14 protein-coding genes and 1 tRNA gene are annotated in these 15956 nt (G+C 62.9%); 13 read left to right on the top strand and 2 right to left on the bottom strand.

Translation table 11 applies throughout. From position 1 onward, the window contains the following. Positions 1-16: 16 nt before the first annotated feature. The 13 genes from ruvA to nadA all read left to right on the top strand — a co-directional run bounded on the left by ruvA (position 17) and on the right by nadA (position 10152). Entirely contained in the window at positions 17-625 is a 609-nt protein-coding gene (gene ruvA, locus IFT80_RS05550; RefSeq protein WP_122479314.1) for a Holliday junction branch migration protein RuvA, read from the top strand. Then, positions 626-1681, top strand: a complete 1056-nt coding sequence (ruvB, locus tag IFT80_RS05545) for a Holliday junction branch migration DNA helicase RuvB (protein ID WP_192136946.1) — start codon at positions 626-628, stop codon at positions 1679-1681. 140 nt (positions 1682-1821) lie between these two features. Then, positions 1822-2277 (top strand): tol-pal system-associated acyl-CoA thioesterase, encoded by a 456-nt coding sequence (gene ybgC / locus IFT80_RS05540; protein WP_192136945.1) that lies wholly within the window; start codon positions 1822-1824, stop codon positions 2275-2277. 2 nt (positions 2278-2279) lie between these two features. After that, entirely contained in the window at positions 2280-2975 is a 696-nt protein-coding gene (gene tolQ / locus IFT80_RS05535; protein WP_122479311.1) for a protein TolQ, read from the top strand. A gap of 14 nt (positions 2976-2989) precedes the next feature. After that, positions 2990-3445 carry a protein TolR gene (gene tolR / locus IFT80_RS05530; protein ID WP_122479310.1) on the top strand — a complete coding sequence of 152 codons (456 nt, stop codon included), beginning with the start codon at positions 2990-2992 and terminating at the stop codon, positions 3443-3445. After that, positions 3445-4542 (top strand): cell envelope integrity protein TolA, encoded by a 1098-nt coding sequence (tolA, locus tag IFT80_RS05525; protein WP_446730837.1) that lies wholly within the window; start codon positions 3445-3447, stop codon positions 4540-4542. The genes tolR and tolA overlap by 1 nt, the downstream gene beginning before the upstream one ends. Further along, positions 4539-5843: a Tol-Pal system beta propeller repeat protein TolB gene (tolB, locus tag IFT80_RS05520; protein ID WP_122479308.1), complete on the top strand. Its 1305-nt coding sequence runs from the start codon at positions 4539-4541 to the stop codon at positions 5841-5843. The genes tolA and tolB overlap by 4 nt, the downstream gene beginning before the upstream one ends. Before the next feature lie 52 nt (positions 5844-5895). Beyond that, positions 5896-6399, top strand: a complete 504-nt coding sequence (pal, locus tag IFT80_RS05515) for a peptidoglycan-associated lipoprotein Pal (RefSeq protein ID WP_043187198.1) — start codon at positions 5896-5898, stop codon at positions 6397-6399. Between the two features lie 6 nt (positions 6400-6405). After that, a complete protein-coding gene (gene ybgF, locus IFT80_RS05510; RefSeq protein ID WP_185793943.1) occupies positions 6406-7242 on the top strand; it encodes a tol-pal system protein YbgF in 837 nt (278 codons plus the stop codon). A gap of 162 nt (positions 7243-7404) precedes the next feature. After that, entirely contained in the window at positions 7405-8052 is a 648-nt protein-coding gene (gene queE / locus IFT80_RS05505) for a 7-carboxy-7-deazaguanine synthase QueE (RefSeq protein ID WP_122479306.1), read from the top strand. A gap of 1 nt (position 8053) precedes the next feature. Continuing rightward, on the top strand, positions 8054-8740 hold the full coding sequence (queC, locus tag IFT80_RS05500; protein WP_185793942.1) for a 7-cyano-7-deazaguanine synthase QueC: 687 nt from the start codon (positions 8054-8056) through the stop codon (positions 8738-8740). 60 nt (positions 8741-8800) lie between these two features. Beyond that, a tRNA-Lys gene (locus IFT80_RS05495) sits at positions 8801-8876 on the top strand. A 217-nt stretch (positions 8877-9093) separates the two neighbouring features. Beyond that, entirely contained in the window at positions 9094-10152 is a 1059-nt protein-coding gene (gene nadA / locus IFT80_RS05490; protein WP_192136944.1) for a quinolinate synthase NadA, read from the top strand. Here nadA and IFT80_RS05485 read toward each other — a convergent pair whose 3' ends face one another. Together IFT80_RS05485 and IFT80_RS05480 are read right to left on the bottom strand one after the other, a co-directional pair. Then, positions 10153-11328, bottom strand: coding sequence for an OpgC family protein (locus IFT80_RS05485; protein WP_192053725.1), 1176 nt, complete (start codon positions 11326-11328; stop codon positions 10153-10155). Between the two features lie 251 nt (positions 11329-11579). Continuing rightward, the gene (locus IFT80_RS05480; protein WP_192136943.1) at positions 11580-15872 is read right to left on the bottom strand and encodes a DEAD/DEAH box helicase; all 4293 of its coding nucleotides are present in this window, start codon (positions 15870-15872) and stop codon (positions 11580-11582) included. Between the last annotated feature and the right edge of the window lie 84 nt (positions 15873-15956).

The raw sequence follows: 15956 nt of genomic DNA, 5'->3' as shown, positions 1-15956 counted from the left end.
GACAAAGGATTCATACGTGATTGGACGCCTGCGCGGTACCTTGGCTGAAAAGCAGCCGCCGCACCTGATTCTCGACGTCAACGGGCTGGGCTATGAGCTCGAAGTGCCGATGACCACGCTCTATCGGCTGCCGCCGGTCGGCGAAAGCGTGACCCTGCACACCCACCTGGTTGTGCGTGAAGACGCTCAGTTACTCTATGGCTTCTATGAAAAGCGCGAGCGCGAGCTGTTCCGTGAGCTGATCCGCCTCAACGGTGTAGGCCCCAAGCTGGCACTGGCGCTGATGTCGGGGTTGGACGTCGACGAACTCGTGCGCTGCGTGCAGGCTCAGGACACCTCGGCGCTGGTGAAGATACCCGGCGTGGGCAAGAAGACCGCCGAGCGGCTTCTGGTCGAACTCAAGGATCGCTTCAAGGCCTGGCAGACCACGCCGAGCATGTTCGAGCTGGTGCCCAGCGGGCCGCAGGGGCCGGCGCCGGTCAACAGCGCCGAAGCCGATGCCGTCAGTGCGCTCATCTCCCTGGGCTACAAGCCACAGGAGGCCAGTCGCGCCGTGGCGGCCATCGACGCCAAGGGGCTGAGCAGCGAAGAATTGATCCGCCGCTCGTTGAAGGGAATGATCTAAGTGATCGAAGCCGACCGTCTGATCGCCGCCACCGGCCGCGATCGGGAAGAAATACAGGATCGGGCCATCCGCCCGCTCAGCCTGGCCGACTACATTGGCCAGCCCACCGTGCGCGAGCAGATGGAGCTGTTCATCCAGGCCGCGCGCGGGCGCAGTGAATCCCTGGATCACACCTTGATCTTCGGCCCGCCCGGGTTGGGCAAGACGACCTTGGCCAATATCATTGCCCAGGAAATGGGCGTGTCGATCAAGAGTACGTCGGGGCCGGTACTGGAACGGCCGGGCGACCTGGCTGCCCTGCTCACCAACCTGGAACCCCACGATGTGCTGTTCATCGACGAGATCCACCGGCTGTCGCCCATCGTCGAGGAAGTCCTGTATCCGGCCATGGAGGACTTCCAGCTCGACATCATGATTGGCGAGGGTCCCGCGGCACGTTCCATCAAGCTCGATCTGCCGCCGTTCACCCTGGTCGGGGCCACCACCAGGGCGGGCATGCTGACCAATCCGCTGCGTGACCGCTTCGGTATCGTCCAGCGCCTGGAGTTCTACAGCACCGCGGACCTTGCAACCATCGTCAGTCGATCGGGCAACATCCTCAACCTGGAGATCGAGGACGAAGGTGCCTTCGAGATCGCCCGCCGCGCCCGCGGTACGCCGCGAATCGCCAATCGGCTGCTGCGCCGCGTGCGCGACTTCGCCCAGGTGCGTGGCAAGGGGCACATCACCAAGCCCATCGCCGACCTGGCGCTGAACATGCTCGACGTCGACGAGCGCGGCTTCGACCACCAGGATCGCCGGCTGCTGCTGACCATGATCGAGAAGTTCGACGGTGGGCCGGTGGGTGTCGACAGTCTCGCCGCAGCGATCAGTGAAGAGCGCCACACCATCGAGGACGTCCTGGAGCCTTACCTCATTCAGCAGGGCTACATCATGCGTACCCCGCGCGGCCGGGTCGTGACGCGCCACGCCTACCTGCATTTCGGTCTGAACATTCCCAACCGGCTGGGCGACATGCCGGGCAGCGATGCCATGTCCGAAGAAATCGAAGCATGAAAGGCCCCTCGCACAGCGACCTAATTCGGCTTTCCGTGGTCCTAGGGGCTGACACGGCTTTTGCATGGCCCTTGCCTGCACACGCGACGAAAAAACAGTTGCCCGGGCGGATTGGCAACCTGAGGAGTAAGCACTAGAGTATGCGCGCGCAAAACGGGGTTCAGGCGTTCGCCCATCAGTGTCGGGTCTATTACGAAGACACCGACGCCGGCAGCGTCGTCTATTACGTCAACTACCTCAAATTCATGGAGCGGGCTCGTACCGAGCGCTTGCGTGCGCTGGGTTTCGTCCAGTCGCAGCTGGCAGGTGAGAACCTGCTGTTCGTCGTGCATTCGGCAGAGGCGCGCTACCATGCGCCGGCGCGGTTGGACGACGAGCTCGCGGTGACCGCCGAAATAACCGAATTGAATCGCGCCAGCCTGCGTTTCAAACAGCAGGTATGGCGTGTGAAAGATACAACGCTGCTCTGCGAAGGGCAGTTCATGGTGGCCTGTGTGCGCGCCGATAACTTCAGACCCCGGGCCATTCCCCCAGCCTTGCGTACGGCCTTTGCCGACGCAGGCGGCCTGGGCAAACAATCCAGTGCAGGAGATTAAGCGTGGAAGCTAACGTCGTCGACCATACCTCCATGTGGAGTTTGGTCAGCAATGCCAGTGTCGTGGTGCAGTTGGTAATGCTTATTCTGGTGGCCGCCTCGGTCACCTCGTGGGTCATGATCTTTCAGCGCAGTTCGATGCTGCGCGCCGGTCGTCGTGCCCTGGACAGCTTCGAGGAACGCTTCTGGTCGGGCATCGACCTGTCCAAGCTGTACCGTCAGGCTGGCAGCAATCCCGACCCTGATTCGGGTGTCGAGCAGATTTTCCGTGCTGGCTTCAAGGAGTTTTCCCGCCTGCGCCAGCAGCAGGGCGTCGATCCCGATGCCGTGATGGAAGGCGTGGGCCGTGCCATGCGCGTGGCGATTTCCCGTGAGGAGGAGAAGCTCGAACAGGGTCTGCCATTCCTGGCAACCGTCGGTTCCACCAGCCCCTACGTGGGTCTGTTCGGTACCGTATGGGGCATCATGAACTCGTTCCGCGGCCTGGCCTCGGCGCAGCAGGCGACTCTGGCCACCGTTGCGCCAGGTATTGCCGAAGCACTGATTGCCACGGCCATCGGTCTGTTCGCAGCGATTCCGGCCGTCATCGCCTACAACCGTTTCGCTGCTCGCAGCGAAACCCTGATCAACCGCTACTACACGTTCGCTGACGAGTTCCAGGCCATCCTGCACCGTAAAGTGCACACCAGCGAAGAGTGAGCAGGGATAACCCAATGACTCGAGGTCGTCGCCCAAAACGCAAGCCGGTCGCCGAGATGAACGTGGTGCCCTACATCGACGTGATGTTGGTACTGCTGGTCATCTTCATGGTCACCGCTCCGATGATCAACCAAGGTGTGAAGGTCGATCTGCCCAAGGTTTCCAGCGAAGCGTTGCCGCAGGACAACAACACTCAGGTGCTCACCATTTCCATCAAGGCCGACAAGACCTACTACTGGAACGTCGGCAAGGAAGTAGACACTGAAAAGCAGCAGGACAAGGCCATGACGCTGGCGCAGATGACCCAGGCCGCCACCGCGATCATCAACCAGGGCAATGCCAGCGGCAAGAAGACCCAGGTCTTCATTCGCGGTGACAAGACCGTGGATTACGGGGCTGTCATGGGCGCCATGGGTGGTTTGCAGCAGGCAGGTGTCGGTAACGTTGGCTTGATTACCGAGGCCCCCTGATGCGAAAGCGAGAGCATTCAGCCTCGGAAAGCTTCTTCTGGCCCACGGTCTGGGCGGTAGCCCTGCACGTGCTGATCTTCGGGATGCTGTTCGTCAGTTTCGCCATGACGCCCGAACTGCCTGAAGCGCGACCCATCGTGCAGGCTACGCTCTATCAGCTCAAGTCCAAGAGCCAGGCCACCACCCAGACCAACCAGAAACTGGCGGGCGAGGCGAAGAAGTCTGCTGCGCGGCAGACCGAAGTCGAGCAGATGGAGACCAAGAAGCTGGAGCAGGAAGCCATCAAGGCCGCGGAACAAAAGAAAGAGGAAACCGCTCAAAAGGCCGAAGCGGCGAAGAAGGCCGACGAAGCCAAGAAGTCCGATGCTGCGGCCAAGGCGGAAGCCGCCTCTGCAGCAGCGGCCAAGGCTGAGGCTGCCAAGGCCGAAGCCGCTGAAAAAGCGGCCGAAGCCAAGAAGAGCGAGCTGGCCGATATCGCCAAGAAGAAGGCCGAGCAGGAAGAGGCGAAGAAGGAGGCAGCCGAGGACGCGAAGAAGAAGGCTGCCGAGGACGCCAAGAAAAAGGCCGCCGAAGACGCGAAGAAGAAAGCCGAAGACGACGCCAAGAAGGCCACTGCGGCCGAGGAAGCGAAGAAGAAGGCCGCCGAGGACGCGAAGAAGAAGGCTGCGGCCGATGCTGCGAAGAAGAAGGCTCAGGACGCAGCTCGCAAGGCAGCGGAGGACAAGAAGGCGCAGGCATTGGCCGATCTACTTTCCGACAAGCCTGAACGCCAGCAGGCGCTCGCCGACGAGCAGGGTGATGAGGTCGCGGGCAACTTCGACGATCTGATCCGCTCGCGAGCAGCCGAAGGGTGGGCGCGTCCGCCTTCGGCACGCAAGAACATGACCGTGGTATTGCAGATCAACATGTTGCCCGATGGCACCGTCACCAATGTCAGCGTCTCACGCTCCAGTGGCGATGGTCCCTTCGACAGTTCGGCGGTTGCTGCGGTCAAGAACATTGGCCGTTTAACGGAAATGCAGGGTTTGAAACCAGCTGACTTCAACCCCTATCGTTCCTTCAAGATGACATTTACACCTGAGGATCTTGCCTTGTGATTACCCTTCTTCGAGGACTGCTCGTCGTCCTTTGCTGCGCAGCCGGCATGGCCTCTGCGGACGAAAAGAACATTCTGGTCACCAGCGGTGCCGACCGTGCCACGCCGATTGCCGTCGTGCCGTTCGGTTTCCAGGGCGGCAGTGTGTTGCCTGACAACATTGCCGAGATCGTCGGCAACGACCTGCGCAACTCGGGCTACTACGCACCCATTCCACCGCAGAACATGATCAGCCAGCCTTCCCAGGCCAGCGAAGTCATCTACCGCGACTGGCAGGCGCTGGGTGCCCAGTACGTCATGGTCGGCAGCATCACGCCGGCCGGCGGCCGCTTGCAGGTGCAATACGCGCTGCTGAACGTCAACACCCAGCAACAGGTATTGACCGGCAGCGTCTCGGGCACTACCGACCAGCTGCGTGACATGGCCCACTTCATCTCCGATCAGTCGTTCGAGAAGCTGACCGGGATCAAGGGTGCGTTCTCCACGCGCATGCTCTACGTGACCGCCGAACGGGCCGGCACCAATGCCACCCGTTACACCCTGCAGCGTTCGGACTACGACGGCGCACGTGCGGTGACCCTGTTGCAGTCGCGCGAGCCGATCCTGTCGCCACGCTACTCGCCCAACGGCCGCAACATTGCCTATGTATCGTTCGAACAGCGTCGTCCGCGGATCTTCCTGCAGAACGTCGACACCGGTCGCCGCGAGCAGTTGACCAACTTCGAAGGCCTAAACGGTGCACCGGCGTTCTCGCCGGACGGCAATCGCCTGGCGCTGGTGCTGTCCAAGGACGGCAACCCGGAGATCTACGTGATGAACCTGGCCTCGCGCGCGCTGACCCGCGTGACCAACAGCCCTGCCATCGATACCGAACCCTTCTGGGGCAAGGACGGTTCGACCCTGTACTTCACGTCGGACCGTGGCGGCAAGCCACAGATCTACAAGACCAGCACATCCGGTGGCGCCAATGCCGAGCGTGTGACGTTCGTGGGCAACTACAATGCCAACCCGAAACTTTCGGCTGACGAAAAGACCCTTGTAATGATCCATCGGCAAGATGGTTTCACCAATTTCAAGGTGGCGGCGCAGGACCTGGAGCGCGGAAGCGTAAAGATCCTCACAGATTCAACTCTTGATGAGTCGCCTACTGTTGCGCCCAACGGCACCATGGTAATCTACGCCACCCGCCAGCAGGGCCGGGGAGTCTTGATGCTCGTGTCGCTAAACGGCCGCGTGAGGCTCCCGCTTCCTACCGCTCAAGGCGAAGTCAGAGAACCGTCCTGGTCCCCTTACCTGAACTGACGCGGCGTAATACGTTGTACTTAACACATTGGGGTTCATTAGGAGTTTCACGATGGAAATGCTGAAGTTTGGTAAGTTCGCTGCGCTGGCCCTGGCCTTGTCCGTAGCTGTAGGTTGCTCGTCCAAAGGCGGCGAAGATGCCGGTCAAGGCGGCGCTGCTGTCGACCCTAACGCTGGTTACGGCGCAAACACCGGTGCCGTTGACGGTTCCCTGAGCGAAGAAGCTGCTCTGCGCGCTATCACCACGTTCTACTTCGAATACGACAGCTCGGACCTGAAGCCAGAAGCCATGCGCGCTCTGGACGTTCACGCCAAGGACCTGAAAGCCAACGGCGCTCGCGTCGTCCTGGAAGGTAACACCGACGAGCGCGGTACTCGCGAGTACAACCTGGCACTGGGCGAGCGTCGTGCCAAGGCCGTTCAGCGTTACCTGGTACTGCAAGGCGTTTCGCCAGCCCAGCTGGAACTGGTTTCCTACGGTGAAGAGCGTCCAGTGGCTACTGGCAACGACGAGCAGTCGTGGGCTCAGAACCGTCGCGTCGAACTGCGTAAGTAATTCGTCATGCGAACGTGCCGTCGTGCTGTAACTGTTCTGGCTTTCGCCCTGCCTGTGATGGCTTGGGGCGCGGTGCCTGTGGTCGATAGCAACAACAATGGAGGCTACGGTAACAGTGGCGCCGTTGGTGGCAGCTATCCGCCCTCAGGTTACGGTACGAACGGCGCCTCGGCCGGGACAGTCGCGCAAGCGCCTGTCTCGGCTCAGGGCGAGCTGTTCATGCAACTGCAGCAAATGCAGGAAGACATCGCACGTCTGCGAGGTCAGGTCGAAGTCCAGCAGAACGATATCCAGCGCCTGAAACAGGAAGGGCTCGAGCGGTATCAGGAACTCGATCGTCGGATTGGCTCGGGGGTTGCACCTGCGCCCAGTGCTCAACCGGATAATTCTTCAGCCAGCGGCGCGTCTAGCGGCGCTGGTGCTTCATCGGCTGCCGGCCAGTCGTCCGCAGGTGCCGAGCCTGGCGATCCGGCCAAGGAGAAGCTGTATTACGATGCAGCCTTCGACCTGATCAAGGCCAAGGATTTCGACAAGGCCAGCCAGGCCTTCGCCGCGTTCCTGCGCAAATACCCGAACAGCCAGTATGCGGGCAATGCCCAATACTGGCTGGGCGAGGTCAACCTTGCCAAGGGTGACCTGCAGGGCGCAGGCCAGGCTTTCGCCAAGGTCAGCCAGCTCTATCCCAAGCACAACAAGGTGCCGGATTCGCTCTACAAGCTGGCCGACGTCGAGCGCCGCCTGGGCCACACCGACCGGGTCAAGGGCATTCTGCAGCAGGTAGTCACCCAATATCCGGGTACGTCCGCTGCACAGTTGGCGCAGAAAGACCTGCAAAGATTGTGAAGCTTGCCGTGTGATTCGAAGAAACCCGCGCCTGTCGCGGGTTTTTTCGTTAGAATTTGCCGCCATTTTATGAACACGCTTCCTGGGGCCGCGCGATCGCGGGCCGCCTGAAGTGCCCAACGGAGGCGGTCAGCCTGTTTCGCTGTCACGCCCGTGGACCCTATGCAAGACACACTACGTATTACCGAAGTCTTCTACTCGTTGCAGGGTGAGACGCGGACCGCCGGCTTGCCCACGGTTTTCGTACGCCTGACCGGTTGCCCCTTGCGCTGCCAATATTGCGACAGCGCCTACGCGTTCAGTGGGGGAACCCAGCGCACGCTCGACTCGCTCATGGAGCAGGTGGCCAGCTACAAGCCCCGTTATGTGTGCGTCACCGGAGGCGAGCCGTTGGCTCAGCCCAATGCCATCCCGTTGATGCAGCGGCTTTGCGATGCCGGCTATGAAGTTTCCGTGGAAACCAGCGGCGCACTCGACATCAGCGCGGTCGACACCCGCGTCAGTCGCGTGCTCGACTTGAAGACACCGGGTTCTCTCGAAGTCCATCGCAACCGTTACGAGAACATCGAGCTGCTGACCCGCAACGACCAGGTCAAGTTCGTCCTGTGCTCGCGCGAAGACTATGACTGGGCCGTGTCCAAGCTGATTCAGTACGGGCTGGACGGTCGTGCCGGCGAAGTGCTGTTCTCGCCGAGCAAGGATCAACTGCGCGCTACCGATCTGGCCGACTGGATCGTGGCCGACAACCTGCCGGTGCGCCTGCAGATGCAGCTGCACAAACTTCTTTGGAACGACGAGCCGGGGCGCTGAGATGAACCATACCCAACACGAGAAAAAGGCAGTCATTCTGCTTTCCGGCGGCCTGGATTCCGCCACTGTCGTGGCGATGGCCAAGGCCCAGGGCTATGCCTGCTATACCATGAGCTTCGACTATGGCCAGCGCCATCGGGCCGAGCTCGATGCCGCGGCACGTGTGGCGCGGGACCTGGGCGTGATACAGCACAAGGTCATCGGGCTCGACCTGGATGGCATGGGCGGCTCGGCACTGACCGACACCTCGATCGACGTCCCGGAAACCTTGGGTGAGGGCATCCCGGTCACCTACGTTCCAGCACGCAACACGGTGTTTCTGTCTCTGGCGCTGGGTTGGGCCGAGGTGCTCGAAGCGCGCGACATCTTCATTGGCGTCAATGCGGTGGACTATTCGGGCTATCCGGATTGTCGACCCGAGTTCATCGAGGCTTTCGAGCGCCTGGCCAACCTAGCCACCAAGGCGGGAGTGGAAGGCAATGGCTTCACCATACAGGCACCGCTGCAGAACATGAGCAAGGCTGACATCGTCAAGGCAGGCGTGGCGCTAGGTGTGGACTATGGCCTGACAGTGTCGTGCTACCAGGCCGATGATCAGGGTCAAGCCTGTGGCAAGTGCGACAGCTGCCGCCTGCGTGCCGAGGGCTTCGCTGCGGCAGGTGTGAGCGATCCGACACGCTATTTTTGATTTATTTTCTGTAGGGTGTTGAATTACCAAAAGAATTCGGTATTATACGCCTCACGAAACGGGTCGTTAGCTCAGTTGGTAGAGCAGTTGGCTTTTAACCAATTGGTCGTAGGTTCGAATCCCACACGACCCACCATTTCGAAACCCGCAGCTTGCAAAGGCTGCGGGTTTTTTTATGCCCGTGATTCGGCGCTGGTGCCTGCCACGTCTATAAGGCTTTGCTAACGGCTTGTTTCTCTGTAGCCTGCGCCAGCCCTCAAAAACCTCACGAAAGCCAGGGCATATACTCCCAGGCCGTCGCCGGCCCGGCCTATACTCGACTTTCGCGCATCAGCGCCCGCAGGTCTTGCCCCATGACGCAGATATCCGAACGCCTTCTGGTCCAGGCTCACCTGGATGCCAAGCAGCCCCGGCCACTGACACCGGAACAGGAGGCTGACTACCGTGCCGCCATCGCCGCCGAGCTGAAGGCTCAGGACGCGGTGCTGGTTGCCCATTACTACTGCGATCCGGTGATCCAAGCATTGGCAGAGGAAACCGGTGGCTGTGTTTCCGATTCGCTGGAAATGGCGCGCTTTGGCAATCAGCATCCGGCCCGAACGGTGCTGGTGGCAGGTGTCAGGTTCATGGGCGAAACGGCGAAGATTCTCAATCCGGAAAAGCGTGTGCTGATGCCCACCCTGGAGGCGACCTGTTCGCTGGACCTGGGTTGCCCGGTGGACGCGTTCTCGGCCTTCTGCGACCAGCATCCCGAACGCACCGTGGTGGTTTATGCCAATACCTCGGCCGCCGTGAAAGCCCGTGCCGATTGGGTCGTGACCTCGAGTTGCGCGCTGGAGATCGTCGAAAGCCTGATGGACAACGGCGAGAAGATCATCTGGGCGCCCGACAAGCACCTGGGCAACTATATCCAGACCCACACTGGCGCGGACATGTTGATGTGGGACGGTGCCTGCATCGTTCACGAGGAGTTCAAGGCGCGGCAGTTGGCCGACATGCGTGCGCTGTACCCCGACGCCGCGATTCTGGTGCATCCCGAGTCGCCGGCCGAAGTGATCGCGCTGGCGGACGCCGTGGGTTCGACCAGTCAGTTGATTGCCGCTGCGCGCACCTTGCCGCAGCAGACCCTGATCGTGGCCACCGACCGCGGTATCTTCTACAAGATGCAGCAGGCAGTTCCCCGCAAAACCTTGATCGAGGCCCCTACGGCCGGCAACGGTGCCGCCTGTCGCAGTTGTGCGCATTGCCCGTGGATGGCCATGAACACCCTGCAGCGCACGCTGGAATGCCTGCGCGCGGGCAGCAACGAAATCACCGTGGACGCGGCGCTGATTCCCCAGGCCATCCGGCCGCTCAAGCGCATGCTGGACTTCACCCAGGCCGCGCGCCTGAAACTGGCCGGTAACGCCTGATCAGAGGCTTTTGCCCAGCGCTACCACAGGCCGTTCGGACTTCGCCAGCTCAAGCTTCGGCAACTCTGGCCGCGGACGGCCCAGTCGTTTGTTCAGTTCCAGCCATTCGGCCAGGGCCAGCATCAGGCCCGCGCCCACCAGCGCACTTGCGATCTGCATCGCGAGTTGGTCGTCGGCCAGGGCATTGGCCATGTCGGCCAGCGGTGCCAGGACCACGCTGAGGCAGAAGACCTCGAGCGAATAACGTCCCATCAGCGCGACTTTGCGTGCCAGCAGGTTATTCACCCACTCGCCCTGGGGTATCAGCTTGGCCACGCAGTAGGCCAGGGCCACGAAATGCAAAAGGCGTGACGGCGACAGGTTGGTCTTGTCGATGGGGTAGAGCAGTTCGCCAAACCAGCCGGGCACCAGCGCCTCGTGCAGCACCGGCCAGCGCCAGCCCAGGGCGACCAGCGCGCTGAATGTCACCAGTGTGGCGCACGCGAGAAACAGCGGCTGGCGGCCCAACGGGCGTGCCACCGCGACTGGCGCGCGTGCCGCATGCAGCGCCGTGGCGCCACCCAGTACGAACAGCACTTGCCAGGCCAAGGGGTTGAAATACCACAGGCCGTTGTCGTGCGCCGGGATGTTCCAGCCCAGCCATTGCACTGCCAGGTACAACACCAGCGACAAGCCGATGGCCTGCGCTGGCCGCTTGATCAGCAGTGGCAGGACGATCGGCAGGCCGAGCAGCAACACGATGTACAGCGGCAAAGGGTCCATCAGGTTGGGTTTGAAGCGCAGCAGCAGTTCGTCGACCATGGCCTGTTGCGGGTTGGAGACGAAATAGGTGAGGTTCATTTCCTGGATCATGTCGCGCGTTTCGACGTGATTGTTGGCAACGAAAATGATGCCCATCAGCACCGCCAGGAGGAAGATGTGCACCACGTACAACACCCAGGCGCGGCGCAGTATGCGCACCGTGGCGACCAGGTAGCCGTCGCGCAGGGCGATCTTGCCGTAGGCCAGCACGGCTGCGTAGCCGGCGAGAAACACGAACACCTCCGCCGCATCGCTGAAGCCGAAGTTGCGCAGCGTGAAGCTGGCCAGTGGGTTTTGCGGTATGTGATCCCAGAAAATGAAGATCAACGCCAAACCTCGATAGAAATCGATCCGATGGTCTCGATCGTTAGTCATGGCGACAGGCTCTTGCGAATAGGAAGGATGTAGTAGGGATTGGGCACCGGGCATTACGGTTCCGTATCGGCGGCCATTATCGATCAGCGGCGCGGAGGTTGGCCGGTTTCGCAACGAATTGCAAAAGTTTGGCTATTACGGAATGTCACAAGGCTGAGTTGACGCAGCCCTTGTGGTCGCGGCGCAAGCTGTGTCCGGCCTCACCGCTTTCAGGCTCACCGTGCGCACCCATGACCCGGCTTGCGCCGCTGCTACAGGGATGGGTGGATCAGTTGCCGGCGCACTTCCGTGGTTTCTTCGCTCCAGTACACCGGTTTGCCTGCGATCAACGCCGCCACGGGCAGCCCGTCGCGGTACAGCACGCGGTTGCCCGGCAGCGCCGGCACACTTTTCTGGATCTGCAGTGGGTCGGCTCCGGGCAGTGGCAGCAGGGTACCGACCAGGTTCAACGGGTCGCTGGCCGTGATCGACACCAGGGTGCCATCGACCGGTCGCTTGCGCACCTCGCGCAGGGCTGGGATAGCCTCGGGCAGTGCGAACTGTTCACCGGACAAACCATCGATGAAACGCCCCCCGCGGATCTGCCCACGTGCCTCCAGGCGCTGCAGCGCGCGCAACAGGTCGCGCCAGCTGGGCAGCCAGTCGGCTTCGCGTTGCAGCAGACGCCAGAACACCACGCCGTAGCGGCGCAGCAGCACCAGCGCGACCTGTTCCACGGCTTCATCGGGCGCGCAACCGGGCGCCTGCAGCAGAGCCCAGCGGCCGGCATCGTCCATGCCACCGATGAACGCGCCACGACCGCGGCGACTGCTGCGCGCCTGGCGTTTGCCGGCCGGGGTGATCAGCGCGCGCAGGCCGGCGAAACTGTCGGCATTCACGCGACCCGCGGCGACCAGCTCCTGCAGGGCGTTCTCGGCTTCGGTGCGCAGCAGGCGTGTCTGGTGGACCAAGTCGTCGAAAAACATGGCGCCTTGCGCGGCCAGGGTCTGCTCCAGCTTCTGCGCACGCATGGACAGTTCCTGCGGCTGCACTGCCGCAGCCAGGCTGCGCCACAAAGGCAGGCGCGCGCGCGGCAGCAGCACGATCGGCGTGTTGCGCAGGGTCGCACCCTTGCCACTGCTGGCCAGCCGCGCCCAGACCGTCTTGCCGCTGCGGCTGGCGCGGTCCAGCCACGACGGATCGTATCCGCGCAGTCGAGCCGGCAGCAGGTCGTTCTCCCAGGCGCTGGCCGGCGCGCTGTAGCCTTCGAGCTGGTCGAGCAAGCGGCTCATTGCCGCTTCGCCTTGCAGGCGCGTACCGGGCGCGAGGCACTGCCAGTCGAGGAGGAAGCGCATGAACACTTGCAGGCTGACCGGTTCGATCTCGCGGCGCAGACGCTTCACCGTGTAGCGGTGGATGCGCGCCAGCAGGTGCCGTTCGCACCACTGGGTTTCCTCGAGGTGTGCGATAAACCGGCCACGCATGACGTAGCCCTGGTTTTCCAACACCAGCAGGGCTTGTTCGACGAGCGCGGGATGCAGGTTCAGCGGGGCGGCGATTTCACCCAGCCGCTGCGGGCCGAACCCGCTCAAGCGGGCGCGGATCAGTTCCACTGTCGCTTCTTGCTTCGTCCATGTCTGCGCCAAGTGCGCGGGCATCCGCAATGCTGGCGACAGCTCGATACCCCCATAGATGGCCTGCAGGCAGGCTACCCGTTCCAGGGCCAGCCACAGGTGGCTGCCGTCGCCCAGGGTCAGCCGTGCCGCGCGACCTGTACCGGCCAGGGCCTTCAACAGCGGTAGCTCGCTGGCCCCAACCTCGCGTTCGGCCAATGCGCCCAGGCTCATCAACGCCTCGTGCATCTCGTCATTGCTGACAGGGGAGGGCCATGCTTCGGCGGCCACTGCCGCGATGGCATCCTTGTCCAGTTCGCCCATGTCGTCCGCTGTGCGCGGTTCGTCCCAGCGCCGGTTGAGCACCGCCTGGGTACGTCGCTCTTCCAGCGGAGCGTCGTCGAGAAACGCATAGGGCCTGGCATTGAGGATCGCTGCCGCCAGCGGCGAAGGGCGGGGCAGATCACGCTGGATGAGGCTGATCCGACCGGTTTCGATGCGCCGCAGCAGGGCCAGCCAGCCCTCGCTGTCCATGGCGTCGTGCAGGCAGTCGTCGAGGGTTTGCGCGACCAGCGGGTGGTCGGGAATCTCCCGTTCGCCGACGATGTTCTCCAGGCAGGCGATCTGGTCGGGGAATACCGTGGCGATCAGGTCCTCGCTTTTCATTCGCTGGAGCTGCGGGGCCACCTTGCGTCCGCCACTGTAGCGGGGCAGGGCCAGGGCCGTAGCGGCGTTCCAGCGCCAGCGCACGCCGAACAGCGGAGCGTCGAGCAGCGCCTGGGTCAATATCGACTCGGCGCTGTTGCTGTGCAGGTAGTGCCAGACGTCCTCCAAGGCGAAGCTGTGGCTGGTCGACAGCGACAGCACGATGGCATCTTCGCTGGCTGCCGCTTGCAGCTCGAAATTGAACGTGCGACAGAACCGCTTGCGCAGGGCCAGGCCCCAGGCCCGGTTGATGCGGCTGCCGAATGGCGTGTGGATGACCAGCTGCGTGGCACCCGAGGCATCGAAGAAACGCTCCATGATCAGCGTGTCCTGGGACGGCAGCGCGCCAAGCGCCTCGCGCGTACGGGAGAGATAATCGAGCAATTGCCCAGCGCTGTCCTGGGCCAGGTCGAGCGCGTCCTGCAGCCACGGCAGCACGGGCTCGGGTAGCCCGTCACTGAGCGCCAGGCGTTGGTCTATCGAGGCCTGCAGGCGCGCCACGCCCGCTGACAGCTCGGCGCTGCGTCCGGGTATTTCGCCGAGCCAGAAGGGGATGTTCGGCGCCTGACCGTGGGCATCTTCGACCCGTACCTTGCCGCCTTCGATGCGCAGGATGCGGTAGGAGCGATTGCCCAGCTGGAAGATGTCGCCAGCGAGGCTTTCCACGGCAAAATCCTCGTTGACGCTGCCGATGCTCAACGCCTGGGGCTCCAGCAGCACCGCATAGTCGGCGTTGTCGGCTATGGCGCCTCCGCTGGTGACCGCAGTCAACTTGCTGCCGCGCCGGCCGCGCAGGCTCTGGGTGACTGCATCACGGTGCAGATAGGCGGCGCGCACGCCCTGACGCCCGCTGTAACCTTCGGCCAACATGCGCAGCAACGCTTCATAGCGCGTATCGTCCAAGGCCGCATAGGGCGTTGCCTGACGGAACATCTGCAGCAACGCCTGCTCCGGCCATTCCTGGCAGCTGACCTCGGCGATGATCTGCTGGGCCAGTACGTCCAGCGGCGCCTGGGGAATGCGCAGGATGTCCAGTTCGCCGCGCCGCACGCAGTGCAGCAACGCTACGCATTCGATCAGGTCATCCCGAGAAATTGCAAACAGGCGGCCCTTGGGAATACCGCCGACGTGGTGGCCGGAACGGCCCACCCGTTGTAGAAACGCTGAAATGGAGCCGGGCGAGCCGATCTGGCAGACCAGGTCCACGTCACCGATGTCGATGCCCAGCTCCAGCGAGGCCGTGGCGACCAGCACCTGCAGGTCGCCACGCTTGAGCCGTTGTTCGGCATCCAAGCGCTGCTCCTTCGCCAGGCTGCCATGGTGGGCCGCCACTTGCTCGCGCCCGAGCCGCTCGCTCAGATGGCGCGCCAGACGCTCGGCCAGGCGCCGGGTATTGACGAACACCAGGGTGGTCCGGTGCGCCTGGGCAAGCTCGGCCAGGCGGTTGTAGACCAACTCCCAGACGTCATTGGGCATGACCGCCGCCAGCGGCACCGCGGGCACTTCGATGGCCAGGTCGCGGGGGCGGGCGTGACCGATGTCGACGATCGAACACATCCGCTGCGCACCGACCAGGAACTGCGCCACCTGAGCGATCGGCTTTTGCGTGGCGGACAGGCCGATACGTCGCAGCGGCTTGCTGCACAGTGCCTGCAGGCGCTCCAGGCTCAAGGCCAGATGGCTGCCGCGCTTGCTGCCGGCCACTGCATGGATCTCATCGACGATCACCGTGCCGACATCCGCGAGCATGCGGCGGCCGGAGTCGGATCCGAGCAGCACATAGAGCGATTCGGGCGTGGTAACCAGGATGTGCGGAGGGTGCCGGCGCATGGCGGCCCGCTCTTTCTGCGGCGTATCGCCGGTACGTACCCCGGCGGTGAGGGTCAGCGCGGGCAGGTCCATGCCGGCCAATTGCTCGGCAATACCCTGCAGTGGACGTTGCAGGTTCAGCTGGATGTCGTTGGACAAGGCCTTGAGCGGTGAGACGTACAGCACCAGGGTGCGTCGCGGCAGCTCGCCTCCTTGCGCGAGGCCCAGCTGCACCAACTCGTCGAGAACGGCCAGGAAGGCCGTCAGGGTCTTGCCCGAGCCGGTGGGTGCGGCGATCAGGGTCGAGTGGCCCTGCTGGATCAACGGCCAGGCCTGGGCCTGGGCGGGAGTGACGGCAGCAAATTGCCGGCGGAACCAGGCGCTTACTGCCGGATGGAAGTTGGCCAGTGCCGAATCGTGTTGTGCGGGTAGGTTCATGATCTATTGATGGGGAACGCGCAGCGAAGTTGCAACCGGCATGGGGCCGAGGTGCATTGCCGCAACCCACAAAAAAGGGCGACT

Source organism: Pseudomonas sp. CFBP 8771, from assembly GCF_014841695.1.
Classification (GTDB): Bacteria; Pseudomonadota; Gammaproteobacteria; order Pseudomonadales; family Pseudomonadaceae; genus Aquipseudomonas; species Aquipseudomonas baltica.
This window is presented reverse-complemented; position numbering and strand designations above follow the sequence as displayed.